This is a genomic window from Streptomyces sp. NPDC048018 (genome assembly GCF_043202995.1).
GTDB lineage: Bacteria > Actinomycetota > Actinomycetes > Streptomycetales > Streptomycetaceae > Streptomyces.
On the sequence record NZ_JBIDBK010000010.1, the window covers coordinates 63768 to 90323 of the forward strand.

The following is a 26556-nucleotide window of genomic DNA, read 5'->3' on the forward strand; positions in this document are numbered from 1 at the left end:
GGATTTACTCCTTGACGTCGACCCTGCGGCCGAGTTGACTTCCAGCCACCTCGGCCGCAATGTCGCGGCCTCGTCAGGGAGGCAACCCCACATGAACGCAGTGACGCGTCGCGTCGTCATAGGCACGGCCGCGGTTTCCATGGCCCTCTCCCTTGCCGCCTGTGGCCAGGCCGGCGACAACGGCTCCGGCGACGGGAACGGCGGCGACGGCAAGACCATCGGCCTGCTGCTGCCGGAGAACAAGACCACGCGCTACGAGACCTTCGACCGCCCGATCATCGAGGCGAAGATCAAGGCCCTCTGCTCGGACTGCGAGGTCAAGTACAACAACGCCGCGCAGGACACCGAGACGCAGAAGAAGCAGTTCGACGCGCTCGTGACGCAGGGCGTGAAGGTCATCATCCTGGACTCGGTCGACTACAAGGCCACCAAGTCCTGGGTCCAGCAGGCCGAGAAGAAGGGCGTCAAGGTCGTCGCGTACGACCGCCTGGCCGAGGGCCCGATCTCCGCCTACGTCTCCTACGACAACGAGAAGATCGGCCGCCTCCAGGGCGAGGCGCTCGTGAAGGCGCTCGGCGACAAGGCCAAGGACGCCAACGTTGTCATGATCAACGGCTCGCCGACCGACCCCAACGCCCCGCTGTTCAAGAAGGGCGCCCACAGCGTCCTCGACGGCGGCGTCAAGAAGGTCGTCTACGAGCAGGACATCCCGGACTGGTCCCCGGACGAGGCCAACAAGAAGATGGGTGCCGCCATCGACTCGCTGGGCAAGACCGGCTTCCAGGGCGTGTACTCCGCCAACGACGGCATGGCCGGCGGCATCATCACCGCCCTCAACAAGCAGGCCGTCAAGGTCCCGGTCGGCGGCCAGGACGCCGAACTCGCGGGTCTGCAGCGCATCCTGAAGGGCGACCAGGCCTTCACGATCTACAAGCAGATCAAGCCCGAGGCCGAGACGACCGCCGAGATCGCGGTCAAGCTCCTCAAGGGCGAGAAGATCGACGACCTCGTCCCGGTCAAGGTCACCAGCCTCACCGGCGAGTTCAAGGACATCCCGGCGAAGCTGTACGACGCGCAGGTCGTGACCAAGGAGAACATCGCCTCCACGATCATCGCCGACAACGTCTACAAGGCGGCCGACATCTGCACCGCCGAGTACAAGGCGGCCTGCGAGGCGGCGGGCATCAAGTAGCCCGCCGGGCGCCCGGGCCCTGCCCGCGCCCCCCACGCAGAAACGGTTCGGCGCCCCGCCCCGTCCTCCACGCCCCGCAAGCGGGGGCGGGGCGCCGGACTCCCCACGTACCCCCTGCTCCCCTCCGCCTTGCCGGGGGGAACCCCCGCACCACATCCCCGCCGGTCAGGCGGCGAAGGAGATGATTCACGTGTCCGCTACGCCCGTGCTGGCGTTGCGCGGGGTCTCCAAGCGGTTCGGCGCCGTCCAGGTGCTCACCGATGTCGATCTGGAGATCCACGCCGGAGAGGTCGTCGCCCTCGTGGGCGACAACGGCGCCGGCAAGTCGACCCTCGTCAAGACGATCTCGGGTGTCCACCCGATCGACGAGGGCACCATCGAGTGGGACGGCCGCCCCGTCCAGATCACCAGGCCGCACGACTCCCAGAACCTCGGGGTCGCGACCGTCTACCAGGACCTGGCGCTCTGCGACAACCTGGACGTCGTCGCGAACCTCTTCCTCGGCAGCGAGCTCAGCTCCGGCTCCGTCCTCGACGAGATCGCCATGGAGAAGCGCGCCCGGGAACTCCTGGACACCCTGTCCATCCGGATCCCGTCGGTCCGCATACCCGTCGCCGCCCTCTCCGGCGGCCAGCGCCAGGTCGTGGCCATCGCCCGCGCCCTGATCGGCGACCCGAAGATCGTCATCCTGGACGAGCCCACCGCCGCCCTCGGCGTCGAGCAGACCGCACAGGTGCTCGACCTCGTGGAGCGGCTGCGCGAGCGCGGCCACGGCGTCATCCTCATCAGCCACAACATGGCCGACGTCCGCGCCGTCGCCGACCGCGTCGCCGTGCTCCGCCTCGGCCGCAACAACGGCGACTTCCAGGTCGCCGGCACCAGCCACGAAGAGATCATCGCCGCCATCACCGGCGCCACGGACAACGCCGTGACCCGCAGGCAGGCCCGTAAGGCCGAGACCACCGAGAACACCGCCGTGAAGGGGGCCGCCAAGTGAGCGAGCTCGCCAAGACCCCCGAAGCCTCCGAGGTCCCCGAGGCCCCCGAGGCGCCCGCCGAGGAGTCCGCGGCGCCCGTCCCGGCCGTCGACCCCCGCCTCCTCGTCCGCGAGGAGGGCGTCAAGGGCTACTGGACGGAGTTCACCCGCAAGATCCGCGGCGGTGAGCTCGGCTCCCTGCCCGTGATCCTGGGCCTGATCGTCATCGCGATCGTCTTCCAGCTCCAGAACAGCAACTTCCTGTCCGCGAGCTCCGTCGCCAACGTCGCCGTCTACGCCTCCGGCCTCGGCATCATGGCGGTCGGCATCGTCTTCGTCCTCGTCCTCGGCGAGATCGACCTGTCGATGGGCTCCGTCGCCGGCGTCGGTGCCGCCGTCTGGGCCGGCCTGCAGGTCAGCAACGGGATGAACCAGTGGGTGGCCATCGTGCTCGCGGTGCTCTCCGGCACCGCCATCGGCGCGCTCCACGGCTTCTTCTTCGCGAAGATCGGCGTCCCCGCCTTCGTCGTCACCCTCGCGGGCTTCCTCGGCTGGATGGGCCTGCAGGAGTGGCTCATGGGCGGCGAGGGCTCCATCAACACGCCGTCCGGCAGCGTGGTGGAGAACCTCACCAACTACTTCTTCGCCGACAAGATCGCCGCCTACGGCCTGGCCCTGGTCGCCGTCGCCGCCTACGTGCTCTCGCTGCTGCGCGACAGCAGCCGCCGCAAGGCCGCCCGGCTCCCGGCCCGCCCGGTCAGCGAGATCGTGCTGCGCGCCGCCGTCGTCGCCGTCCTGGTCTTCCTCGTCGCGTACGTGATGAACGAGCCCGCCGGCGCCCGCGGCCTGCCGCTCGCCCTGGTGCTCTTCCTGGCCGTCCTGGTGATCGCCGACTTCGTCGCCCGCCGCACCCTCTTCGGCCGCAAGGTCTTCGCGGTCGGCGGCAACGCCGAGGCGGCCCGCCGCGCCGGCATCAACGTCGACCTGGTCCGGATCGCCGTCTTCGCGATCTCCGGCACCCTGGCCGCCTTCGGCGGTCTGTTCATCGCCAGCCTCTCCGGCGGTGCCACCAAGAGCCTCGGCGGCGGCAACACGCTGATGCTGGTCATCGCCGCGGCCGTGATCGGCGGCACCAGCCTCTTCGGCGGCCGCGGCAAGGTCTGGTCGGCGCTCCTGGGCATGATCGTCATCCAGTCGATCCAGCAGGGCCTGAACATGATCGGCATGTCCAACGCGATCCAGAACATGATCACCGGCGCGGTGCTGCTCGCCGCCGTCGTGATCGACTCGGTCTCCCGCCGTACGCAGAAGACCGCGGGCCGCGCCTGATGCCCGGCCGGCGAGGGTAACGCTCGCCACAGTCCGCCCGGCGCCGAGAACCGGCGCCGGGCGCTGCTGCGTCCGGACCAGTGCACGGCCGGACAGATCAGCGGTGTGTCGGCCATCGGAGTGGTGCGCCACCCCCGGCCCGCTGCCCACGATCCAAGACGGAACATTAGACTCGACAAATCGGCAAGCTCGACCAGTTCAAACGCAAGGAGGCACGGGTGGCTCTGCTGACCCGTATCAGGGGACCGCGAGATCTGGACCGGCTCTCCTCGGAACAGCTGGACCAGCTGGCCGGAGAGATCAGGACTTTCCTCGTGGACGCCGTCTCCAAGACCGGCGGGCACCTCGGTCCCAACCTGGGTGTGGTCGAGCTGACCATCGCCCTGCACCGCGTCTTCGACTCGCCCAGGGACAAGGTCCTGTGGGACACCGGCCACCAGAGTTACGTGCACAAGCTGCTCACCGGCCGCCAGGACTTCTCCAGGCTCAAGATGAAGGGCGGCCTGTCCGGCTACCCCTCGCAGGCCGAGTCCGAGCACGACGTCATCGAGAACTCGCACGCCTCGACCGTCCTCGGCTGGGCCGACGGTCTGGCCAAGGCGAACGAGATCCTCAAGAAGGACGACCACGTCGTCGCGGTCATCGGCGACGGCGCTCTCACCGGCGGCATGGCCTGGGAGGCGCTCAACAACATCGCCGACGCGAAGGACCGCCCGCTCGTCATCGTCGTCAACGACAACGAGCGTTCCTACGCGCCGACCATCGGCGGCCTCGCCAACCACCTGGCGACGCTGCGCACCACCGACGGCTACGAGCGGTTCCTCGCCCGCGGCAAGGACCTCCTGGAGCGCACCCCCGTCGTCGGGAAGCCGCTCTACGAGACCCTGCACGGCGCCAAGAAGGGCCTGAAGGACTTCATCGCCCCGCAGGGCATGTTCGAGGACCTCGGCCTCAAGTACGTCGGCCCCATCGACGGACACGACATCGAGGCCCTGGAGTCGGCGCTCACCCGCGCCAAGCGCTTCGGCGGGCCGGTCATCGTGCACTGCCTCACCGAGAAGGGCCGCGGCTACCAGCCCGCCCTCCAGGACGAGGCCGACCGCTTCCACGCCGTCGGCAAGATCCACCCCGACACCGGTCTGCCGATCGCGTCCTCCGGGGCCGACTGGACCAGCGTCTTCGGCGAGGAGATGGTCGCGCTCGGCAAGGAGCGCGAGGACATCGTCGCGATCACCGCCGCCATGCTGCAGCCGGTCGGTCTCGACAAGTTCGCCAAGGCCTTCCCCGAGCGCGTGTTCGACGTCGGCATCGCCGAGCAGCACGGCGCGGTCTCCGCGGCCGGCCTCGCCACCGGTGGTCTCCACCCGGTGTTCGCGGTCTACGCGACCTTCCTCAACCGCGCCTTCGACCAGGTCCTGATGGACGTGGCGCTGCACAGGTGCGGCGTCACCTTCGTCCTGGACCGGGCCGGTGTCACGGGCACCGACGGCGCCTCGCACAACGGCATGTGGGACATGTCGATCCTCCAGTGCGTGCCCGGCCTGCGGCTCGCCGCCCCGCGCGACGCCGACCAGGTCCGCGCCCAGCTGCGCGAGGCCGTCGAGGTCACCGACGCCCCCACCGTGGTGCGCTTCTCCAAGGGCGCGGTCGGCCCGGCCGTCCCCGCCCTGCGCCGGGTCGGCGGCATGGACGTGCTGCGCGAGCCCGGCAGCGACACGCCGGACGTGCTGCTCGTCTCGGTGGGCGCGCTCGCCCCGATGTGCCTGGAGATCGCCGCTCTGCTGGACCGGCAGGGCATCTCCACCACCGTGGTCGACCCGCGCTGGGTCAAGCCCGTCGACGAGGCCCTGGCCCCGCTGGCCGAGCAGCACCGGGTGGTCGTCACCGTCGAGGACAACAGCCGCGCCGGCGGCGTCGGCTCGGCCGTCGCCCAGGCCCTGCGCGACGCGGGCGTGGACGTACCGCTGCGTGACTTCGGCATCCCGCCGCGGTTCCTCGACCACGCCTCGCGGGCCGAGGTCATGGCCGAGATCGGGCTGACCGCTCCGGACATCGCGCGCCAGGTCACCGGTCTGGTCTCGCGTCTGGACGGGCGGTTCGAGAGCAGCAGCCAGGCCGTGGAGCCCGCGCGCGACTGACGCGGAAGCACCTCACTCGGCGTCACCTTTGGGCCGGTCGGACCACACCTTCGGGTGCCGACCGGCCCTTCCGCGTGCATCCTGGGCTCAGGGCGGGCAGCCCCATGCCAGGGAGGTACGACGTGAGCACGGATCAGCAGCCACGCGCGAACACCGGGATGTTCCGGACGAAAACGGTCGAGCAGTCGATCCGTGACACCGAGGAGCCCGAGCACGCGCTCAAGAAGTCCCTGTCCGCATGGGACCTCACCGTCTTCGGTGTCGGTGTCATCATCGGAACCGGCATCTTCGTCCTCACGGGCAAGGTGGCGAAGGAGAACGCGGGCCCGGCCACCGCCCTCGCGTTCGTCGCCGCCGGCATCGTCTGCGCGCTCGCGGCCCTGTGCTACGCGGAGTTCGCCTCCACGGTGCCGGTCGCCGGTTCGGCCTACACCTTCGCGTACGCCTCCGTCGGCGAACTGCCGGCCTGGATCATCGGCTGGGACCTCGTCCTGGAGTTCGCGCTCGGCACCGCGGTCGTCGCGGTCGGCTGGTCCGGCTACGTGCGCTCGCTCATGGACAACATCGGCTGGCACCTGCCGGCCGCGCTCGAAGGGCCCGACGTGCCGGGCGGCACCTTCGACATCCTCGCCTTCGTCCTCGTGCTCGTGCTGACCGCCATCCTGGTCCTCGGCATGAAGCTCTCGGCGCGGATCACCGCCATCGTCGTCGCCATCAAGGTGACCGTGGTGATGATCGTGATCATCGCCGGTCTGTTCTTCATCGTCGGTGACAACTACAAGCCGTTCATCCCGCCGGCCGTCACTCCTCCGGGTGGAATCTCCGGCTGGGACGAGCCGATGGTCGGGCTGATCTTCGGCTACGAGCCGAGCAACTTCGGCGTCATGGGCATCTTCACCGCCGCCTCCGTGGTCTTCTTCGCCTTCATCGGATTCGACGTGGTCGCCACCGCCGCCGAGGAGACCAAGCTCCCGCAGCGCGACATGCCCCGCGGCATCCTCGGCTCGCTGCTCATCTGCACCGTGCTCTACGTGGCGGTGGCCCTCGTCGTGACCGGCATGCAGCACTACACGGAGCTGTCCGTCAGCGCGCCGCTCGCCGACGCCTTCAAGGCGGTCGGGCATCCGTTCTACGCCGGCATCATCAGCTTCGGCGCCGCCGTCGGCCTCACGACGGTGTGCCTGATCCTGCTGCTCGGCCAGACCCGCGTGTTCTTCGCGATGAGCCGCGACGGACTGCTGCCCCGCTTCTTCTCCGTGACGCACCCGCGCTTCAGGACCCCGTACCGCCCGACCATCCTGCTCGGCGGGATCATCGCGATCGTCGCCGGGTTCACCAGCATCAACGAGCTCGCGACGCTGGTGAACATCGGCACCCTCTTCGCCTTCGTCATGGTCGCCTTCGGCGTCATCATCCTCCGGCGCACCCGCCCCGACCTGCACCGGGCCTTCCGCACCCCGTGGGTGCCGGTGCTGCCGATCCTCTCCATCGCGGCCTCGCTCTGGCTGATGCTCAACCTGCCGGGCGAGACCTGGTTCCGCTTCGCGGTCTGGATGGTGATCGGTCTGGCCGTCTACTTCCTGTACGGCCGTAGCCACAGCCGCCTGGGCCGGGCGGGCCGGGAGGCGACGTACTGACCCGACGGTCCGGGACACCGACCCGGCAGGCCCCGCGGGGCGTGCCGGGTCGTCGGGTGTCCTGCTACGGGGTCGCGGAGAGCGGGCCCCGGCAGGCGGCGCTGCCCAGCAGGGTCGTGTCGAAGTTCTGCCGGTAGGCCTCGAAGACCTCGGCCTGGTCGATCTTCAGCAGCGTCTCGTCCTGCGAACGCAGGTTCGGGTAGGTGTAGTTGTGGCTGCCGGTGAAGACCAGCCGGCGCGGGGTGCCCAGGTACGAGCCGTCGATCAGCAGGTACTTGGAGTGCAGGCCGTACGAGCCGGCCGCGGTGCCCGCGCACTGCCGCAGGGTCGTCAGGCCGGCCGAGGTGAGCGCGGCGCGCACGCCCGAGCCGACGTTGCCGTTCTCCCCGTTCACCACCACGTGCACCCGGCAGCCGGCGGCCTGGAGGGCGGCCAGCCGGTCGGCGACCTGCGTCCGGGTGAAGGCGTACATCGCGACCCGGATCTCGGTGGCGGGGCTCGTGTCGCAGGAGACGTTCTTCAGCAGGGACACCACGGTGTCGGTGGAGGCGTCGTCACGGGGATCCACGGCGGACGTGTCCCGGGCGTCCCGGTCGGACTCGATGCGGGGGAAGAAGTAGGTCTTGTAGGCCCCGACGTCCGTGCTCCGGTAGTAGTCGTCGAGCCCGGCCCCGCTCGTCCCGTGGGTGAGCTGGTCCTTCCAGTAGTGGGTGTACTCGTCGTAGAGCCCCGCGTGCGGGATGGTCACCGCGTTGTTGAACATGCCGGTGCGGTGGTTGGCCGTCAGGTTCGCCGAGGACTGGAAGACCACCCCGGGCGTGGCCCCGACCTTGGAGAACAGGAAGTACTTGTTGTGGTTGATGGCGTACTCGACACCGCCGTCGGACTTCTTCAGCCCACGGTTGCCGATGCAGCCGCGGTTCTCCGGGCAGCCGAGCACGAAGGAGCCGGCGGTGTCCGCGTCGACGCTCTCCCCGAAGTCCACGACCCGGCCGAACCGCCCGCCCAGCGTGGAGAACTCGCTGCCGGTCGCCTTCCACACCCCGTTCTCCAGCTTCTGGTCGGCCACGGCCTCGTGGTCGAACAGGATCTGGACCCGGACACCGCGGTCCCGGTGGGCCGCGGCGAGGGCGTCGCTGACGACGCCGTCGGTGAAGAGGTAGATCGAGCCGCGGATCAGACCGTTCGGCTCCGTGTTCCGGATCAGCGTCACCAGCTCGTCGCGTACGGCGTTCGGGCTGGTCGCCGGGTCGTTGAAGACGGCCTTCGCCCGTACGGTGACGGGCACCGGGTCTTCGGCCAGCGCCTGGGGCGCGCCCAGGAGCGAGGTGGCGACGACGAGGGCCGAGGCGGCCGCGAGGCGTCTGAGGGCGCGTATGCGCATCGAGAGGCTTCCGTTCGACAAGGAGACGAGGACCGGGGATCCGGTCCCCGCCATTGTCGATCATGAAGGGGCGGTCTCGTACGGGAGCGAACGCGGGCCCGTGACCAGGGGCAGGCCTCAGGGCAGCAGCGAACGCGGTCCCGTGGTCCGGGCGCCCTCCGCCTCCACCCTGCGCCGCAGTTCGCGGTCGGCGGTCACCACCAGGCACGGTCGGTCCGCCGCCCCCCGGGCCAGTTCCACGATCAGGTCGTCGCCGCTGCCCGGCGCCTCCTCGACCCGGACCCCCGGCACGGAGGCCACCCCACGGGCCCGCCCCTCGACGACCAGCACGATCTCGTACGGCCCGCCCCCGGCCGGCCCGCCCCGCTCGGCGAGCCGGTCCCGCAGCCGCTCCGCGGCCCCGCGCCGGTCCTTCCACCAGCCGTCGGGCACCGACCCGACCACGTTGGCCCCGTCCACGATCAGAAGATCCATGCACCCAGCATGACGGCCCCGGCACCACCAGGGTGCCGGGGCCGTTCACACGGACGCGTGAGTGCGCGGGTTACGCCGGGACGCTCGCCACGCCCTGCGCCAGGAACCGCTTGCCGTTGACGCGCTCGGAGACGCCCTCACGGTCCAGGTACGGCGTGATGCCGCCCAGGTGGAAGGGCCAGCCGGCACCCGTGATCAGGCAGAGGTCGATGTCCTGCGCCTCGGCGACGACACCCTCCTCCAGCATCAGGCCGATCTCCTGCGCCACCGCGTCCAGGACGCGGTCCCGGGCCTGCTCCTCCGTCAGGACGACGTCGCCCTGCTTCAGGAGCGCGGCGACCTCGGGGTCGAGCTCCGGCTTGAAGCCGTTCTCCGCGTTGTAGACGTAGAAGCCGCGCTTGCCGGCCTCGACGACGGCCTTCAGGTTGGGGGAGACCGTGAAGCGCTCCGGGAAGGCGCGGTTCAGGGTCTCGGAGACGTGCAGACCGATGGCCGGGCCGACGAGCTCCAGGAGGACCAGCGGGGACATCGGCAGACCCAGCGGCTCGACCGCCTTCTCCGCCGTGGCCACCGGGGTGCCCTCGTCGATGATGTTCTGGATCTCGCCCATGAAGCGGGTCAGGATGCGGTTCACGACGAACGCCGGGGCGTCCTTCGTCAGCACCGCGGTCTTCTTCAGCTTCCTGGCGACACCGAACGCGGTGGCCAGCGAGGCGTCGTCGGTCTGCTCACCGCGGACGATCTCCAGCAGCGGGAGGATCGCGACCGGGTTGAAGAAGTGGAAGCCGACCACGCGCTCCGGGTGCTGGAGCTTGGAGGCCATCTCCGACACCGACAGCGAGGAGGTGTTGGTGGCGAGGATCGCGTGCGCCGGGGCGACCGCCTCGACCTCCGCGAACACCTTCTGCTTGACCGACATCTCCTCGAACACGGCCTCGATGATGAAGTCCGCGTCCGCGAAGCCCTCGGCCTTGTCCAGGACACCGGAGACCAGGCCCTTGAGACGGTTGGCCTTGTCCTGGTTGATGCGGCCCTTGCCGAGCAGCTTCTCGATCTCGGCGTGGACGTAGCCCACGCCCTTGTCGACGCGCTCCTGGTCGATGTCGGTCAGGACGACCGGCACCTCCAGGCGGCGCAGGAAGAGCAGGGCCAGCTGGGAGGCCATCAGACCGGCGCCGACGACACCGACCTTGGTGACCGGGCGGGCCAGGTTCTTGTCCGGCGCGCCGGCGGGGCGCTTGCCGCGCTTCTGCACCAGGTTGAAGGCGTAGATGCCGGAGCGCAGCTCGCCGCCCATGATCAGGTCCGCGAGGGCCTGGTCCTCGGCGTCGAAGCCCTTCTGCAGGTCGCCGTCCTTGGACGCCTCGATGATGTCGAGGGCGCGGTAGGCGGCCGGGGCGGCGCCGTGCACCTTGGAGTCGGCGATGGCACGGCCCTTGGCGACGGCCTGGTCCCAGCCCTCGCCGCGGTCGATCTCCGGGCGCTCGACGGTGACGTCACCCTTCAGGACCTGCGCGGTCCAGATGAGGGACTGCTCCAGGAAGTCGGCGCCCTCGAAGAGGGCGTCGGCGATGCCGAGCTCGAAGACCTGCTTGCCCTTGAGCTGGCGGTTCTGGTTGAGGCTGTTCTCGATGATGACCGAGACGGCCTTCTCCGCGCCGATCAGGTTCGGCAGGATCGTGCAGCCGCCCCAGCCGGGCACCAGGCCGAGGAAGACCTCGGGCAGCGAGAAGGCGGGGAGGGCCTTCGAGACCGTGCGGTAGGTGCAGTGCAGACCGACCTCGACGCCGCCGCCCATGGCCGCGCCGTTGTAGTACGCGAAGGTCGGGACGGCCAGGCCCGCCAGACGCTTGAAGACGTCGTGGCCGCCCTTGCCGATGGCGAGCGCGTCGGAGTGCTGCTTGAGCAGCTCGACGCCCTTGAGGTCCGCGCCGACGGCGAAGATGAACGGCTTGCCGGTGACACCGACGCCGACGATCTCACCGTTCGCGGCCTCGGCCTCGACCTGGTCGATCGCCGTGTTGAGGTTGGCGAGCGACTGCGGGCCGAAGGTGGTCGGCTTGGTGTGGTCGAAGCCGTTGTCCAGCGTGATCAGCGCGAACCGGCCCGCACCCGCGGGGAGTTCGAAGTGACGGACGTGGGCCGAGGTGACGACCTCGTCCGGGAAGAGCTCGGCGGCGCCCTTCAGAAGCTCAGCGGTGGTGCTCACTTGCCCTCCCAGTGGGGGTTTTCCCAGATGACCGTCGCGCCCATGCCGAAGCCGACGCACATCGTGTTGAGGCCGTAGCGGACCTGCGGGTTCTCCTCGAACTGGCGGGCCAGCTGCGTCATCAGACGGACGCCGGAGGAGGCGAGCGGGTGGCCGTACGCGATGGCGCCGCCGTACTGGTTGACGCGGGCGTCGTCGTCGGCGATGCCGTAGTGCTCCAGGAAGGCGAGGACCTGCACGGCGAAGGCCTCGTTGATCTCGAAGAGACCGATGTCCGAGATGGACAGGCCGGCCTGGGCCAGCGCCTTCTCGGTGGCCGGGATCGGGCCGTAGCCCATGACCTCGGGCTCCACGCCGGCGAAGGCGTAGGAGACGAGGCGCATCTTCACCGGGAGGTTGTTCTCGCGGGCGAAGTCCTCGGAGGCGATGATCGAGGCGGTGGCGCCGTCGTTCAGGCCGGCCGCGTTGCCCGCGGTGACGTTGCCGTGGACGCGGAACGGCGTCTTCAGGTTGGCCAGCGACTCCAGCGTGGTGCCCGGGCGCATCGGCTCGTCGGCGGTGACCAGGCCCCAGCCGGTCTCGCCGCCCTCGGGCGAGGTGCGGCGGACCGAGATCGGCACCAGGTCCTGCTGGATCTTGCCGTCGGCGTACGCCTTGGCGGCCTTCTCCTGCGAGCGCACGGCGTACTCGTCGGCGCGCTGCTTGGTGATGCTCGGGTAGCGGTCGTGCAGGTTCTCGGCGGTCATGCCCATGAAGAGGGCGGACTCGTCGACGAGCTTCTCCGACACGAAGCGCGGGTTCGGGTCGACGCCCTCGCCCATGGGGTGGCGGCCCATGTGCTCGACACCACCGGCGATGACGGCGTCGTAGGCGCCGAAGGCGATCGAGCCGGCCGTCGTGGTGACGGCGGTCAGCGCACCGGCGCACATGCGGTCGATGGAGTAGCCCGGCACGGACTGCGGCAGGCCCGCGAGGATGCCGGCGGTGCGGCCGAGGGTCAGGCCCTGGTCGCCGATCTGCGTGGTCGCGGCGATGGCGACCTCGTCGATCTTGGCGGGGTCGAGACCCGGGTTCCGGCGCAGCAGCTCCCTGATGGCCTTGACGACGAGGTCGTCGGCGCGGGTCTCGTGGTAGATGCCCTTCGGGCCCGCCTTGCCGAACGGGGTACGGACGCCGTCGACGAAGACGACGTCCCTGACGGTACGAGGCACGATGGCTCTCCTCCAGGGTGCGGGGTGGCACTGCTGCGGGCGCGCTGCCCGGCACGCGGCTAAGCGCGCGCTTGCTCCCCCCATGCTACTTGCGGGTAACCAGACTGCCCAGTCCCCCCGCCCCAAGCGGCGAACGTCACACCGACGGAGGCACCGGAAAACGGCATCCGGTCCTCCTGCGCACCGGCCCGAGATCACCGGAGGGCCGCACGGGCGAAGGGGAGGGCCCGCCCCCACGCCCACGGCGCGACGGCACCCCGGCAGCCCTGGCGGCACCCGGCGACGCCGGCGCACCCCCGCGGCTCGGAGGGTGGGAGCGCCAGGCGAAGCTCGTGCCCACCCTGTCCGAGCCCTGGCTCGGGCGGGGGAGGGGCGAGGGCGCGGAGACCGGGAACTGCGCCCGGGACGAGGACGGGGCCCTCATTCCCCTGGAGGAGTGAGGACCCCGTACGGCGGGTGTCCGGCGCTCAGGCCTGCGCCGCCAGCGCGCGCGTCAGCAGCGGGGTGACCAGGCCGACCTGCCAGGGGCGGGCGCCGTGGCCGGTGAGTGCCGCGGCGACCGTCTCCGGGGTGGCCGGGGACGGCGGCTCCCAGCAGACGCGGCGGACCGTGTCCGGGGTGATCAGGTTCTCCTGCGGCAGGTTCAGCTCCTCCGCGAGGGCCGAGACCGCGGCTCGGGCCGCGGAGAGCCGGGCCGCGGCGGCCGGGTCCTTGTCCGCCCAGGCCCGCGGCGGCGGCGGACCCGCCACCTGCTGGCCCGGCTGCGGCAGCTCGGCGTCCGGCAGGGCCTTCGCCCGGTCCACGGCCGCCTGCCACTGCTCCAGCTGGCGCCGGCCCATCCGCTGCCCGAATCCGGGCAGCGCGGAGAGGGCGCCCACGTTCGGGGGCACCGCGAGGGCGGCCTCGATGATCGCCGCGTCGCTCAGCACCTTGCCGGGGGAGACGTCCCGCCGCTGTGCCACCTTGTCGCGGGCCGTCCACAGCTCCCGTACGACCGCCATCTGGCGGCGCCGGCGCACCTTGTGCATGCCCGACGTCCGGCGCCAGGGGTCCTTGCGCGGCGGCGCGGGCGGCGCGGAGGCGATGGCGTCGAACTCCTGGAGCGCCCACTCCAGCTTGCCCTGCCGGTCCAGGTCCTTCTCCAGCTCGTCGCGCAGGTCGACGAGGAGCTCCACGTCGAGCGCCGCGTAGCGCAGCCAGGGCTCGGGGAGCGGCCGGGTGGACCAGTCGACGGCGGAGTGGCCCTTCTCCAGGGCGTAGCCGAGGACCGTCTCGACCATCGCGCCGAGGCCCACCCGCGGGAAGCCGGCCAGCCGCCCGGCGAGCTCGGTGTCGAAGAGCCGTGTCGGCACCATGCCTATGTCACGCAGACACGGCAGGTCCTGGGTGGCGGCGTGCAGGATCCATTCGGTGCCGGCGAGCGCCTCGCCGAGGCCGGACAGGTCGGGGCAGCCCACCGGGTCGATGAGCGCGGTGCCCGCGCCCTCCCGGCGCAGCTGGACCAGATAGGCGCGCTGCCCGTAGCGGTAGCCGGAGGCGCGTTCGGCGTCGACGGCGACGGGGCCGCGGCCGGCCGCGAAGGCGGCGATCACCTCGGCGAGGGCGTCCTCGGTCGCGACGACGGGCGGAACGCCCTCCCGGGGTTCGAGCAGCGGGATCGGCAGCCCATGCGCAGGGACGTCGTCGTCCGAGGGGGCGCCCCCGGTGGTTCGCAGTGCGGTGTCACTCGCGGTGTCTTGGGCGTCGGTCACCTGTCAAGGGTATCTGTGAATGGCAAGAGCCCATCGACGGAACAGCCCGAACCCGCGACCGCCGGGGGGACCGGCGGGAGCGAGAGGGAACGTTCCGTCGACGGGCGACTGCCGCGCTTCACGCCCTTCGTGAGGCCGTGCCGGTCAGTGGATGATCCCGGTGCGCAGGGCCACGGCGACCATGCCCGCCCGGTCTCCGGTGCCCAGCTTGCGGGCGATGCGGGCGAGGTGGCTCTTCACGGTGAGGGCCGACAGGCCCATGGAGACGCCGATCGCCTTGTTGGACTGTCCCTCGGCCACCAGCCGCAGCACCTCGACCTCACGGCCGGAGAGCTCGCGGTAGCCGCCCGGGTGGCTCGGGGCACCCGGGGGGCGGCGGTGGCCGAGGCGGGCGGCCGCGGAACCGATGGGCGCGGCACCGGGGCGGGTGGGGTGCCCGATGTTGGTGCGCGTACCGGTGACGACATAGCCCTTGACGCCCCCGGCGAGGGCGTTGCGGACCGCGCCGATGTCGTCGGCGGCGGAGAGGGCGAGGCCGTTGGGCCAGCCCGCGGCGCGGGTCTCGGACAGCAGGGTCAGCCCGCTGCCGTCGGGAAGGTGGACGTCGGCCACGCAGATGTCGCGCGGGTTGCCGACGCGGGGACGGGCCTCCGCGATGGACGACGCCTCGATGACGTCCCGCACTCCGAGCGCCCACAGGTGGCGGGTGACGGTGGAACGCACGCGTGGGTCGGCCACGACGACCATGGCCGTCGGCTTGTTCGGGCGGTAGGCGACCAGGCTTGCGGGCTGCTCGAGGAGAACGGACACCAGGCCTCCTGGGGAAGGTGGGGGACGGAGCCGGCTCGGGGAAGAAGCCGGGGGCGGACCCGAGGTGAAGGGGTCATTGACTCCTTCGGCAGCTGGGCCGCCCGCCTTTAGGGAAAGATCACGATTTGGTGAGTAACAATTGGGGCAATTCGGATACGTGATCGATCATCGTACGAGCCTCACGCCCGCCCCACTCGAAAGTGTCCGGAAATCGACCCTCATTACGCCGCCGTCCGCGCTACGGAGCCCGCCGTCAACGGCCGGGGCCGGGATCACGCCCTGGCGGGCCGGATGACGCCGTCGCGGTGCGGGTGGCGCACGCGCGGTCCGGGTCCCGCCCCGGCCGTTCGGGTGACGCCCTCGCCGTCCGGCCGCGCACCCGCCGCCCTCGCCGTCCGGCCGCGCACCCGCCGCCCTCGCCGTCCGGCCGCGCACCCGCCGTCCGCGCTAGGGATGCTGCGGGCCGCGCCGCTGCGGCAGCGAGACGACGCCCGCGCCCGAGGCCGTGCCCGTGCCGGCCCCCGGGGCCGGGTCCACCGACGGCGGCAGCCCCGCGACCTGGCAGAGCAGATCGCACCAGGCCGCCAGGTGGGTCCCGGTGTCCGGCACCCCGGCCTGGCCCTCCTTCGGCGTCCACGAGGCCCGGATCTCGATCTGGGTCGCCGGACGCCGCTCCGCGAGCCCGCCGAAGTAGTGCGAGCCCGCCATCGTGACGGTGCCGCTCGCCTCCCCGTACGACAGGCCGCGCGCCTCCAGCGCCCCGGTCAGCCAGGACCAGCAGACCTCCGGCAGCAGCGGGTCCGAGGCCATCTCCGGCTCCAGCTCCGCCCTGATCAGGGTCACCAGGCGAAAGGTGCCCTTCCAGGCGTCGTGCCCCGCCGGGTCGTGCAGCAGCACCAGCCGCCCGTCCGCCAGGTCGTCCTCGCCGTCCACGACCGCCGCCTCCAGGGCGTGGGCGTACGGCGCGAGCCGCTGCGGCGGCCGGGTCGGGTCGACCTCGATCTCCGGCCGCAGCCGGACCGCGCCCAGTCCCTCGACCGCCCGCCGGAACGCGGGCGGCACCGGGTCCGCCTCCGGGGGCGGGGCCGGAGTCGTGGGGTCCACCCTGTCGCCCGCCGCCTTCTCCGTCCCTCGAATGCCGTCGGAATGATCGGAAGAATGTCCCTGAGCCGCAGCCATGCCGGGAAGAGTAGGCGGAACGGGGCCCGTGCGCAGGGAGGGACACCCGGGCCGGGCGAGCGGCTTCTCGCCACATGCGAAGATTCTGGGCGTGAGTGCCAATGACCGCCCTGAGGGCAACCCGACGAAGCACCAGCCGCAGACGTACGACTCCGCGTTCCTGAAGGCGTGCCGGCGTGAGGCCGTGCCGCACACGCCGGTCTGGTTCATGCGGCAGGCCGGGCGGTCCCTGCCCGAGTACCTCAAGGTCCGCGAGGGCATTCCCATGCTCGAGTCGTGCATGCGGCCCGAGCTGGTCACCGAGATCACCCTGCAGCCGGTGCGCCGGCACAAGGTCGACGCGGCGATCTACTTCAGCGACATCGTCGTCCCCCTCAAGGCCATCGGCCTCGACCTCGACATCAAGCCCGGTGTCGGCCCGGTCGTCGCCGAGCCCATCCGCACCCGCGCCGACCTGGCCCGGCTGCGCGACCTGACCCCCGAGGACGTCCACTACGTCACCGAGGCGATCGGCATGCTCACCGCCGAACTGGGGTCCACCCCGCTGATCGGTTTCGCCGGTGCGCCGTTCACCCTCGCGAGTTATCTCGTCGAGGGAGGTCCGTCGCGCAGCCACGAGCACACCAAGGCGCTCATGTACGGCGACCCGCAGCTGTGGGCCGACCTGCTCGACCGCCTCGCCGAGATCACCTCGGCCTTCCTCAAGGTGCAGATCGAGGCCGGCGCCTCCGCCGTCCAGCTCTTCGACTCCTGGGTGGGCGCCCTCGCCCCGGCGGACTACCGCCGCTCGGTGATGCCGGCCTCCGTCAAGGTGTTCGACGCGGTCGCCTCCTACGGCGTCCCGCGCATCCACTTCGGCGTCGGCACGGGCGAGCTCCTCGGCCTCATGGGCGAGGCCGGCGCGGACGTCGTCGGCGTCGACTGGCGCGTCCCGCTCGACGAGGCCGCCCGCCGCGTCGGCCCCGGCAAGGCGCTCCAGGGCAATCTGGACCCGGCCGTCCTCTTCGCCTCGCGCGAGGTCGTCGAGGCCAAGACGGACGAGGTCCTCGACGCCGCGAAGGGTCTGGAGGGGCACGTCTTCAACCTGGGCCACGGCGTCATGCCGGCGATGGACCCGGACGCCCTGACGCGCCTGGTCGACTACGTCCACACGCGCACGGCCGTCTGACATACGTCCACACGCGCACACGTCCCCACGCGCACGGCCGTCCGACACCCGCCGCCCGCCCGACGGCACACGGCGGGCGGCGGCCGGGCCACGCGGCCGCCGGCGGAAGCAGGCCGGCCTCCGCGGCGGGCGCTCGCGCCGGCCCGCGGCCCGTACGCGGGCAGGTCATCCCCACCGGCCGTCCGGGGCGGCGCGCCGCGCGTACGGCGCCGACAGGCCCAGGCCCTCCGCCACCGAGCGCTCCGGCCGGCCCCCGGCCGTACGCCGGAGAGTGACCCCAGCCGCCGGCCGCCCCGGTCAGCCCGCCGCCCGTAAGGGTTCAGGGGCGCCGGTGCTCCCGTCGGGCCTCCGCGCGTGAGGCGCCGGCGGCCCCGGTCGCCGCTCGCTCGGGTCAGTGCGCTGCCCCGTACGGCGTCAGCACGCACCCGCCGCCGGCCGCCCCGGTCAGCCCGCCGCGCGTACGGCCGCCACCGCCTTGCGGGCCGCGACCAGGACCGGGTCCCAGACCGGTGAGAACGGCGGCGCGTAGCCCAGGTCGAGGGCCGTCATGGTCTCCACCGTCATCCCCGCCGTCAACGCCACGGCCGCGACGTCCACCCGCTTGCCGGCCCCCTCGCGGCCGACGATCTGCACCCCGAGCAGACGGCCGGTACGCCGCTCCGCCAGCATCTTCACGGTCATCGGCGCCGCGCCCGGGTAGTAGCCCGCCCGGCTCGTCGACTCCACGGTCACCGTCACGTACTGCAGCCCGACCTCCCGGGCGTCCCTCTCCCGCAGCCCGGTCCTGGCGATCTCCAGGTCGCAGACCTTCGACACCGCCGTCCCGACCACGCCCGGGAAGGTCGCGTAGCCGCCGCCCACGTTCGAGCCGATCACCTGGCCGTGCTTGTTGGCGTGCGTGCCCAGCGGTACGTACCGCTCCCGCCCCGACACCAGGTCGAGGACCTCCACGCAGTCGCCGCCCGCCCAGATGTTGCCGTGCCCGCGCACCCGCATCGACAGGTCCGTCAGCAGTCCGTCGTACGTGCCGAGCGGCAGTCCCGCCGCCCGCGCCAGCGAGGTCTCCGGGACCACGCCGGTGCCGAGCACCACCACGTCCGCCGGGTATTCGCCCTCGTCCGTGGCCACCGCCCGCACCCGGCCGTCCCCGCCCGTGAGGATCTTCGTCACCGGCGACGAGGCGATGGTCGTGATGCCCATCCCGTCCATCGCCTCGTGCACCAGCCGCCCCATGTCCGGGTCGAGCGTCGCCATCGGCTGCTCGCCCCGGGTCAGGACCGTCACCTCGAAGCCGTGGCCGAGGAGCGCCTCCGCCATCTCCACCCCGATGTACCCGGCGCCGACCACCACCGCCTGCCGGCCGCGGGCCGCCGTCAGCGAGTCGAGCAGCGCCTGCCCGTCGTCCAGCGTCTGCACGCCGTGCACGCCCGGCGCGTCGATGCCCGGCAGCGGCGGCCGCAGCGGCCGGGCGCCGGTCGCGATCACCAGTTTGTCGAAGCCCGTCCAGGACTCCGCGCCCGACTCCAGGTCCCGGGTGCGCACCCGCTGCCCGGCGACGTCGAGCTCGGTGACCTCGGTCCGCATCCGCAGGTCGATGTCCCGCGCCCGGTGCTCCTCGGGGGCGCGGGCGATCAGCGCGTCGCGCACCGGGACGTCACCGCCCACCCAGTACGGGATGCCGCAGGCCGAGTACGAGCTGAAGTGCCCCCGTTCGAAGGCGACGATCTCCAGCTCCCCGGGCTCCTTGAGCCTGCGCGCCTGCGACGCGGCGGACATGCCCGCCGCGTCACCGCCGATGACCACCAGTCGTTCGCTCATGAGCCCTATTCTTCAGGGCCCGGCTCCTCCCCGGGCGCGACGGAGCGGGCCCGCTCCTCCTCACCGGGTGCCCCTGGCCGGTTTCCGGCCCCTCGCGCCGCCGGGACGGACGCTCCCGCGAGCGGCGCCGAGCGGGCCCGGGTCCGCCGCGGCCGGATCGCCCACCGCCACACCGCGTACGCGAGCGCCGCCACCGCCAGCCACGGCGCGAGCGCGGCGAGGACGACCAGGATCCAGGCGGCGGCCGCCACGAGCGCGGCCCAGCCGCCGGACAGCGCGTCGAGGAGGCCCGGCCGGTCGGAGTCCTCCGCGGCCGGCGCGGTCTCCGGCTCGGTGAGCTGGAGGGTGATCGTCGCCATCGACGTCCGGTCCCCGAGCGCGGACCGCTGGGCGAGCAGGGACTCCAGGTCCGCCTGACGGCGGCTCAGTTCGCCTTCCAGGGTGACCACGTCGCTCAGTCGCGTGGCCCGGTCCATCAGTGCCCGTACCCGCGCCACGCTGGCCCGCTGCGTCGCGATCCGGCTCTCCACGTCCACCACCTGCCCGGTGACGTCCTTGGCGTCCGCCTTGCGCGACAGCAGCTTGCCCGCGCCCGTCAGTTCGGCCAGGACGGCGTCGTAGCGTTCCTGCGGGACCCGCAGCACCAGCCGCGAGGTGACGTGGGTGTCGTCGATCCGCTCGGTCGTCTCGTTCTCGACGTGCCCGCCCGCGTTCGCGGCGGCCCGGCGCGCCGCGGCCGTCGCCTTCGCCGCGTCCCGGACCTCGACGGCCAGCTCGGCGGTCCGGATGACGTGCTGCCGCACGGCGACGGGGGTCCGGGGCTGCGGCGCGGTGGTCCGTCCGGCGCCCGACGCGGTGTCCGCCGCGCCGTCCGACGCGGCCTCGGGGCCCGCGTACCCGGACCTTCCCGCGCTCAGCCCCTTGGCGTCGCCCCGCGTGTCGTCCGCTCCGGCCGCGCAGCCGGTCAGGACGAGTGAAGCCGTCAGCAGCGCCGCCGCCGCGGCCGTGCGCTCTCTTCGCATGCCGTACCCCCCGGGGTCTCGGTGTGTGATGCCCGTTGGACGCGGGGGCGGGGGAGGGGGTTGCGGTCCGGCGGTCGCGAAGCGGTCACGGTCGGGCCTCGGAACGGGACCGCGCGGGCGATTTGAGAGAGTGGTCCCATGAACGGCCCCATGAACGCGAACGCGCAGCGCACGGACGCGCAGCGCACGGACGCGCAGCGCACGGACGGTCGGACCACGGAGGCCCGGACCACGGAGGCCCGGGCCACGGAGGCCCGGGCCGCCGGCGCCCGGGCCGCCGACGCCCGGACCGGCGGCGGGCGGCCGGGCGGACCGCGCGTCGTCGTGGTCGGCGGCGGCATCTCCGGGCTGGCCGCCGCCCACCGCCTGGTCACCGCGGGCGCCCGGGTGACCCTCCTGGAGGAGTCCGACCGCCTGGGCGGCAAGCTCCTCGCCGGAGAGATCGCCGGCGCCCCCGTCGACCTCGGCGCCGAGTCCCTGCTCGCCCGCCGCCCCGAGGCCGTCGCGCTCGCCGGGCAGGTCGGTCTCGGCGACCGGCTCCAGGCCCCCGCCACCACCACCGCCTCCGTCTGGTCCCGCGGCACGCTCGTCCCCATGCCGAAGGGCCACGTCATGGGCGTGCCCGGCGACGGCCGCGCCGTCGAGGGCCTGCTGTCCGCCGAGGCCGTCGCCCGCATCGGCCGCGACCTCGCGCTCCCGGCGACCGAGATCGGCGAGGACATCGCCATCGGCGCGTACGTCGCCGAGCGGATGGGCCACGAGGTCGTCGACCGGCTCGTCGAACCCCTCCTCGGCGGCGTCTACGCGGGCGACGCGTACCGCATCTCCATGAAGGCCGCCGTGCCCGCGCTCTTCGCGGCCGCCCGCCGTCACCCCACGCTCACCGAGGCCGTGCGCGCCGTCCAGCAGGCCGGCGCCGCCACCCCGAGCGACGCCGCCGGCGCCGGCACCGGCCTCGGCGGCAGCGTGTTCGCCGGCCTCCGCGGCGGCGTCGGCACCCTGCCGGGCGCCGTCGCCGACGCGATCCGGGCCGCCGGCGGCGAGATCCTCACCCGTGTCCCCGGAGGGCGGCTGCGGCGGACCCCGGCCGGCTGGCAGGTGCTCACCCGGCGCGCGAACGGGGAGCCGCTGACCCTCGACGCGGACGCCGTCGTCCTGGCCACCCCGGCCCCGGTCACCGCCGCGCTGCTCCGGGCCCACGCCCCCGCGGCCGCCGCCGAGCTCGCCGCGATCGAGTACGCCTCCATGGCCCTGGTCACCCTCGCCTTCCGCCGCTCCGAGCTGCCCGGCGGACCGGCCGGCTCCGCCCTCCCCGCCCTGCCGGGCTCGGGCTTCCTCGTCCCGCCCGTCGACGGCCGCACCATCAAGGCCTCCACCTTCTCCAGCCAGAAGTGGAGCTGGGTCGCCGACGCCGCCCCCGACCTCTTCGTCCTGCGCACCTCCGTCGGCCGCCACGGAGAGGAGTCGCAGCTGGACCGCGAGGACGCCGACCTGGTGGACTCCTCCCTCAAGGACCTGGGCGACGCCGTCGGGCTCGCCGCCCGGCCCGTCGCCTCCACCGTCACCCGCTGGACGGGCGGCCTGCCGCAGTACCCGGTCGGCCACCTCGCCCGCGTCGCCCGCATCCGCGCCGCCGTCGCCGCGCTGCCCGGTCTGGCCCTCGCGGGCGCGGCCTACGAGGGCGTCGGGATCCCCGCCTGCATCGCCTCCGGGCGGCGCGCGGCCGACGAGATCACGGCCCGGATCGGGGACGAGATCATCGCCACGTCGAAAACGGGCGACCCTGGTGCGGGGCACTGTCCGTGACGGGCGAGAATGGACGCATGAGTGCGCCCGAAAAGATCCCGAACGCCGGTAAGAAGGCGAAGGACCTCAACGAGGTCATCCGCTACACCCTGTGGTCTGTCTTCAAGCTGCGCGACGTTCTGCCCGAGGACCGCGGCGGCTACGCCGACGAGGTCCAGGAGCTGTTCGACCAGCTCGCGGCCAAGGACATCACCGTCCGCGGCACGTACGACCTGTCGGGTCTGCGCGCCGACGCCGACGTGATGATCTGGTGGCACGCCGAGACGAGCGACCAGCTCCAGGAGGCGTACAACCTCTTCCGCCGCACCAGGCTGGGCCGCGCCCTCGAGCCGGTCTGGTCGAACATGGCGCTGCACCGCCCCGCCGAGTTCAACAAGTCGCACATCCCGGCCTTCCTGGCCGACGAGACCCCGCGCGACTACGTATCGGTGTACCCCTTCGTCCGCTCCTACGACTGGTACCTGCTGCCGGACGAGGACCGCCGCCGCATGCTCGCCGACCACGGCAAGATGGCCCGCGGCTTCCCGGACGTGCGCGCCAACACGGTCGCCTCGTTCTCGCTCGGCGACTACGAGTGGATCCTCGCCTTCGAGGCCGACGAGCTGTACCGCATCGTCGACCTGATGCGTCACCTGCGGGCCTCCGAGGCGCGGCTGCACGTCCGCGAGGAGATCCCGTTCTACACCGGCCGCCGCAAGAGCGTGGCGGACCTGGTGGCCGGCCTGGCCTGACGGCCCGGTCCACCCGACACGGTCACCGTCCGGCGCCCAGCCTGGCGGTGATCCCTCGACCCGGAAGATCAGACGGCTCGCGGACCTCCGCCTGCCGCTCCAGCGACACCGGGTCCGGCTCCGGGTGCGGCGCGCACGACGCGCGCCGCACCGGCGTCCCTTCCGGGCCGGCCGACGCGCCGGTCGTCTCCCCAAAGTCGCCTCCGGCCTCCGTGCCCGACTCCGCGCCCCCGGCCGTGCCCGACTCCGCTCCCGGGGTGCCACCCGCCTTCGCGCCCGGCACCGCTCCCGTGAGCAGATAGCGCTCCAGATAGGCGTTGACGCAGGCGTTCGCGCCGCCCCCGATGCCGTGCGAACCGGCGTCCGACTCCGTCACCAGGGCCGCGCCCGCCAGGCGCCGCTGCAGCTCCAGCGCCCCCTCGTACGGCGCCGCCGCGTCCCGCTCGGCGGCCAGGATGAGCACCGGCGGCAGCACGCCCGGACCGGTCCGCACGTCCAGCGGGCGTCGGCGCGGTGCCTTCCAGTACGCGCAGGGCAGGTTGGCCCACACGTTGTCCCAGGTCTCGAAGGGGGCCCGGCGGGCGAGCCGGGTGTTGTCCCGGTCCCACACGGCGAAGTCCTCCGGCCAGGGGGCGTCGTTGCACTCGACCGCCGTGTAGACGGCGGTCGCGTTCCCGGGGTCGCCGGCCGCCGCCTCGCCGGAGCGGGCCGGGGCGGCCGGCGCCGCCTGGGCGATCAGCGGCTTCGGGTCGCCCTTCAGATAGGCCCCGAGGGCGGCCGCCCGGGCCGGCCAGAAGCGGTCGTCGTACAGCGCCTGCAGCATCGCCCCGTGCAGCTGTCCGGGTCCGACCTTCCCGCCCGCCGGGGCGGCCGCGAGCTCGACGCGCACCTTCTCGTAGTGCTCGCCCACCGCGTCGGCGCTCGTGCCGAGCCCGTACACCCGGTCGTGCCGGGCGGCCCACGCGCGGAAGTCGGCCCAGCGGCGCTCGAAGGCGAGGGACTGGTCGAGGTTGTTGACGTACCAGATCTGCGGCGGCGCGGGGTTCACGGGCGCGTCGAAGACCATCCGGCGCACGCGGTGCGGGAAGAGCGTCGCGTACAGCGCGCCGAAGTACGTGCCGTAGGAGGCGCCCATGTACGTCAGGCGCCGCTCGCCGAGCGCGGCCCGCAGCACCTCCAGATCCCGCGCGTTGTTCAGCGAGTGGTAGTGCTTCAGCGCGGCCCCGGTGCGGCGGGCGCAGCCCTGGGCGTACGTGGTGGCGCGGGCGATCCGCTCCTTCTTGAAGACCTCGGACGGGTGGACCGGCGCGAGGGTCGGGCCCGTCACGCGGTCGGCCGGGTCCTGGCACGAGACGGGAGCGGAACGCCCGACCCCGCGCGGGGCGTAGCCGACCAGGTCGTACGCGGCGGCGATCCGCCGCCAGGCGGGGAGCCCGGCGGCGAGCGGGAAGTACGTGGAGGAGGCCCCGGGGCCGCCCGGGTTGTAGACGAGCGCGCCCTGCCGGTCGGCCGCGGGCCCCGAGGCCTTCACCCGGCTGACGGTGAGCGGGACGAGGGTGCCCTCGGGGTGCGCGTAGTCGAGCGGGACGCGCACGGTGCCGCACTCCACCGGGGCCGGCAGCCTCTCGACCGCCGGGCACGGCCCGAAGCGGATCCCCGCGGCGGCCGCGTCGCGCGCCGCGGCGGCCACGCCGCGGCTCTCGGAGAGCGGTGCGTCGGGCCGGGGCGGCCCGGCCAGGGCCGGGGTCAGGAGAGTGGACAGCACCAGCGCGTGCAGCGCGACCGCCTTCATCGACGTTTTCCCTTCGTGGCCGCGGAGCAGGGCGACACGAGGAGGGTCGGCGCAGAGCCCCGGCTTCGTCCAGGACCTAGCCGGGGTGTCGCCTGTCATGTACCCGAAAGGCGGCACGCAGCTCCGGTTCGAGGACCTCCGTGCCCCGCCGGGCGAGCGCCGTCAGCGGGTCGTGGGGGGACAGCCCCGAGAGCAGCCGCCGCCCGGCCGGCGAGGCCCAGCAGCCGTGGCGGGGGTCGTCGGCCCTGGCGATCAGCAGGCACAGCCCGGCCGCCACGAGCGGCAGCGAGAACCAGGCCACCACCGGCCCGCGTTCGCCCGCCGGCCCCAGCAGCACCGCACCGGCCCCGAGCAGCAGCGTGAGCAGGAACGCGCCCCGCACCCCGCGCGCCCCCGCGGCCGTGTCCCGCCGCTCGGCCTCGGGCAGCGCGAGCCCGCGCGCCACCAGCCCGTCGGCCAGCGCCCGGACACTCGCGGCGCCGGCGGCCAGCTGCCGTACGTCCCCGATCCGGGCCTGGCCGCCCGGCCCGATCGCGCCGAGCGCCGCGCGCTCGACCTCGTCCCGGCCGCCCGCACCGTCCACGACGGTCGCCCAGCCGGTGTGCGCGAGCAGCACGAGCCCCGAGCGGTGCAGGCCGACCAGCGTGAGGTCGACGACCCGCAGCGGGCCGCCCGCGAGATAGGCGGCCTCGCGGACGGAGAGCGCGTCCCCGCGCCCCCGGCCGTCGCCGGCGACGGCGTCCCGGCACACCCGCGCGCAGGCGACACCGGAGACCACGAAGGCGACGAGGAGCAGCGGGACCCAGACCATGATCAGGTTGTACGGCAGGACGGACCGGCCCGCCACCCGATTGGCGGGCTCCCCGGGGGTCGTGCCCTCAGCTGCTGGAGGAACAGGAGCTGGAGGAGGAGGAACAGGAACTGCTGGAGGAGGAGCACGAGCTGCTGGAGGAGGAACACGACGACGAGGAGCACGAGCTCCCGCCCCCGGAACAGCTGCTCCCGCCGCCGGAGCACGAGCTCCCGCCTCCGGAGCAGGAGTTGCCACTCCCGCAGCCGCCGCCCCCGGTCTCGCCCCCGGCGGCCGACGCGCACCACATCACGGGCAGGACGGCGGCGTCGTGGGAGGAGTCGGACCCCGAGGACGAGCGGACCCGGTGCGAGGCGTGCGGCCGCGGACGGTGCACGGGGGTGCGGGCCGCGGTGGCCAGCTGCTCCCGCAGCGCAGGGTCCGGCAGCGCCCGCAGCCCGTGCAGGGCGACCAGGGTGCCCGGGTCCGCGAGATGCGCGTGGCCCCGCCCGAAGGCCGTCACGGCCGCCCGGCCCGCGGGCGTCGTCCGGCTCGCCACCGAGGACCCGCAGACCACGGCCGTGACGATGACCCCGAACAGCGCCGGCAGCACCCTCAGGATGAACGGCACGGAGCTGCCCGGGCCCGTCATCTCCATGACCGTCACGACCAGGGTCACCGGCAGCATGCAGACGCTCGCGATGCCCGTGCCGATGCTCCAGCGGATCGCCGAGCGCCGCGCCCGGGGCTCGACGAGCAGCCCGCGCGCGGCCAGCGCGTCGCCGATCTCCTGAACGGCGGGGTGCCGCATGACCTCGATCCGCAGCGGGGCGAGGGCGCCGTTGCCCGCCGCCGTGTGCTCCGCGAGCACGGCGCGCTCCACCGGGTCCTGCGCGGTGGCGCCCTGCTGGGCGGCCCACACCAGGCCCGGGCCGCCGATCACGAGCCGGCCTTCGGCCTGCAGCGCGGCGAGCGCGCTGTCCACGACCCGGGCCGGGCCGCCGTTGAGGAAGGCGGCCTCGTAGCGGTCGTGGACGGGCCCGCCGGACCCGCGCCGGGTGCGCCTCAGCTTCGTGACGAGCAGGCCGACGACGGCGGCGCCGATGACATAGAAGACGACAGCGGTCGTGATCATGGCCG

The 26556-nt window shown here is 73.0% G+C and carries 20 protein-coding genes; 8 read left to right on the forward strand and 12 right to left on the reverse strand.

The features are described from left to right. The first annotated feature begins 91 nt into the window (after positions 1-91). From ACGF1Z_RS30300 to ACGF1Z_RS30320, 5 genes are all read left to right on the forward strand, one after another. The gene (locus ACGF1Z_RS30300) at positions 92-1192 is read left to right on the forward strand and encodes a sugar ABC transporter substrate-binding protein (protein WP_393009223.1); all 1101 of its coding nucleotides are present in this window, start codon (positions 92-94) and stop codon (positions 1190-1192) included. 181 nt (positions 1193-1373) lie between these two features. Continuing rightward, positions 1374-2189, forward strand: coding sequence for an ATP-binding cassette domain-containing protein (locus ACGF1Z_RS30305; RefSeq protein WP_393009224.1), 816 nt, complete (start codon positions 1374-1376; stop codon positions 2187-2189). Beyond that, positions 2186-3496, forward strand: coding sequence for a sugar ABC transporter permease (locus tag ACGF1Z_RS30310; protein ID WP_393009225.1), 1311 nt, complete (start codon positions 2186-2188; stop codon positions 3494-3496). The genes ACGF1Z_RS30305 and ACGF1Z_RS30310 overlap by 4 nt, the downstream gene beginning before the upstream one ends. Positions 3497-3714: 218 nt before the next feature. Continuing rightward, positions 3715-5634 carry a 1-deoxy-D-xylulose-5-phosphate synthase gene (gene dxs, locus ACGF1Z_RS30315; protein ID WP_393009226.1) on the forward strand — a complete coding sequence of 640 codons (1920 nt, stop codon included), beginning with the start codon at positions 3715-3717 and terminating at the stop codon, positions 5632-5634. Positions 5635-5792: 158 nt separating this feature from the next. Next, positions 5793-7271 carry an amino acid permease gene (locus tag ACGF1Z_RS30320; RefSeq protein WP_393009352.1) on the forward strand — a complete coding sequence of 493 codons (1479 nt, stop codon included), beginning with the start codon at positions 5793-5795 and terminating at the stop codon, positions 7269-7271. Between the two features lie 64 nt (positions 7272-7335). On the opposite strand, the gene ACGF1Z_RS30325 is transcribed toward ACGF1Z_RS30320, so the two are convergent. From ACGF1Z_RS30325 to ACGF1Z_RS30355, 7 genes are all read right to left on the reverse strand, one after another. Then, a complete protein-coding gene (locus tag ACGF1Z_RS30325) occupies positions 7336-8655 on the reverse strand; it encodes a phospholipase D-like domain-containing protein (protein WP_393009227.1) in 1320 nt (439 codons plus the stop codon). Positions 8656-8772: 117 nt separating this feature from the next. Continuing rightward, entirely contained in the window at positions 8773-9129 is a 357-nt protein-coding gene (locus ACGF1Z_RS30330; RefSeq protein WP_393009228.1) for an NTP pyrophosphohydrolase, read from the reverse strand. A gap of 70 nt (positions 9130-9199) precedes the next feature. Beyond that, entirely contained in the window at positions 9200-11338 is a 2139-nt protein-coding gene (locus ACGF1Z_RS30335) for a 3-hydroxyacyl-CoA dehydrogenase NAD-binding domain-containing protein (protein WP_376628924.1), read from the reverse strand. Then, complete coding sequence (locus tag ACGF1Z_RS30340) at positions 11335-12549, reverse strand: thiolase family protein (protein WP_393009229.1); 1215 nt, start codon at positions 12547-12549, stop codon at positions 11335-11337. The genes ACGF1Z_RS30335 and ACGF1Z_RS30340 overlap by 4 nt, the downstream gene beginning before the upstream one ends. A 467-nt stretch (positions 12550-13016) precedes the next feature. Further along, positions 13017-14300 carry an HRDC domain-containing protein gene (locus tag ACGF1Z_RS30345; protein ID WP_393009230.1) on the reverse strand — a complete coding sequence of 428 codons (1284 nt, stop codon included), beginning with the start codon at positions 14298-14300 and terminating at the stop codon, positions 13017-13019. A 144-nt stretch (positions 14301-14444) separates the two neighbouring features. Further along, the gene (locus tag ACGF1Z_RS30350) at positions 14445-15110 is read right to left on the reverse strand and encodes a response regulator transcription factor (RefSeq protein ID WP_017242457.1); all 666 of its coding nucleotides are present in this window, start codon (positions 15108-15110) and stop codon (positions 14445-14447) included. 447 nt (positions 15111-15557) lie between these two features. After that, a complete protein-coding gene (locus ACGF1Z_RS30355) occupies positions 15558-16289 on the reverse strand; it encodes a DUF3000 domain-containing protein (RefSeq protein WP_393009231.1) in 732 nt (243 codons plus the stop codon). 91 nt (positions 16290-16380) lie between these two features. Here ACGF1Z_RS30355 and hemE point away from each other — a divergent pair, with 91 nt between their 5' ends. After that, complete coding sequence (gene hemE, locus ACGF1Z_RS30360) at positions 16381-17457, forward strand: uroporphyrinogen decarboxylase (protein WP_393009232.1); 1077 nt, start codon at positions 16381-16383, stop codon at positions 17455-17457. Positions 17458-17901: 444 nt separating this feature from the next. On the opposite strand, the gene ACGF1Z_RS30365 is transcribed toward hemE, so the two are convergent. Together ACGF1Z_RS30365 and ACGF1Z_RS30370 are read right to left on the reverse strand one after the other, a co-directional pair. Further along, complete coding sequence (locus ACGF1Z_RS30365; RefSeq protein WP_393009233.1) at positions 17902-19275, reverse strand: FAD-dependent oxidoreductase; 1374 nt, start codon at positions 19273-19275, stop codon at positions 17902-17904. A gap of 5 nt (positions 19276-19280) precedes the next feature. Then, complete coding sequence (locus tag ACGF1Z_RS30370; protein WP_393009234.1) at positions 19281-20297, reverse strand: DUF4349 domain-containing protein; 1017 nt, start codon at positions 20295-20297, stop codon at positions 19281-19283. Between the two features lie 138 nt (positions 20298-20435). Here ACGF1Z_RS30370 and hemG point away from each other — a divergent pair, with 138 nt between their 5' ends. Both hemG and hemQ read left to right on the forward strand, forming a co-directional pair. Beyond that, positions 20436-22103, forward strand: a complete 1668-nt coding sequence (gene hemG / locus ACGF1Z_RS30375) for a protoporphyrinogen oxidase (RefSeq protein WP_393009235.1) — start codon at positions 20436-20438, stop codon at positions 22101-22103. A 17-nt stretch (positions 22104-22120) separates the two neighbouring features. Further along, complete coding sequence (hemQ, locus tag ACGF1Z_RS30380) at positions 22121-22834, forward strand: hydrogen peroxide-dependent heme synthase (RefSeq protein ID WP_376628940.1); 714 nt, start codon at positions 22121-22123, stop codon at positions 22832-22834. Positions 22835-22856: 22 nt separating this feature from the next. Here hemQ and ACGF1Z_RS30385 read toward each other — a convergent pair whose 3' ends face one another. The 3 genes from ACGF1Z_RS30385 to ACGF1Z_RS30395 all read right to left on the reverse strand — a co-directional run bounded on the left by ACGF1Z_RS30385 (position 22857) and on the right by ACGF1Z_RS30395 (position 26551). Further along, the gene (locus ACGF1Z_RS30385) at positions 22857-24626 is read right to left on the reverse strand and encodes an alpha/beta hydrolase (protein WP_393009236.1); all 1770 of its coding nucleotides are present in this window, start codon (positions 24624-24626) and stop codon (positions 22857-22859) included. Positions 24627-24702: 76 nt separating this feature from the next. Next, positions 24703-25473 carry a TIGR04222 domain-containing membrane protein gene (locus tag ACGF1Z_RS30390; RefSeq protein WP_393009237.1) on the reverse strand — a complete coding sequence of 257 codons (771 nt, stop codon included), beginning with the start codon at positions 25471-25473 and terminating at the stop codon, positions 24703-24705. Between the two features lie 31 nt (positions 25474-25504). Continuing rightward, the gene (locus ACGF1Z_RS30395; RefSeq protein ID WP_393009238.1) at positions 25505-26551 is read right to left on the reverse strand and encodes a TIGR04222 domain-containing membrane protein; all 1047 of its coding nucleotides are present in this window, start codon (positions 26549-26551) and stop codon (positions 25505-25507) included. Positions 26552-26556: the final 5 nt, after the last annotated feature.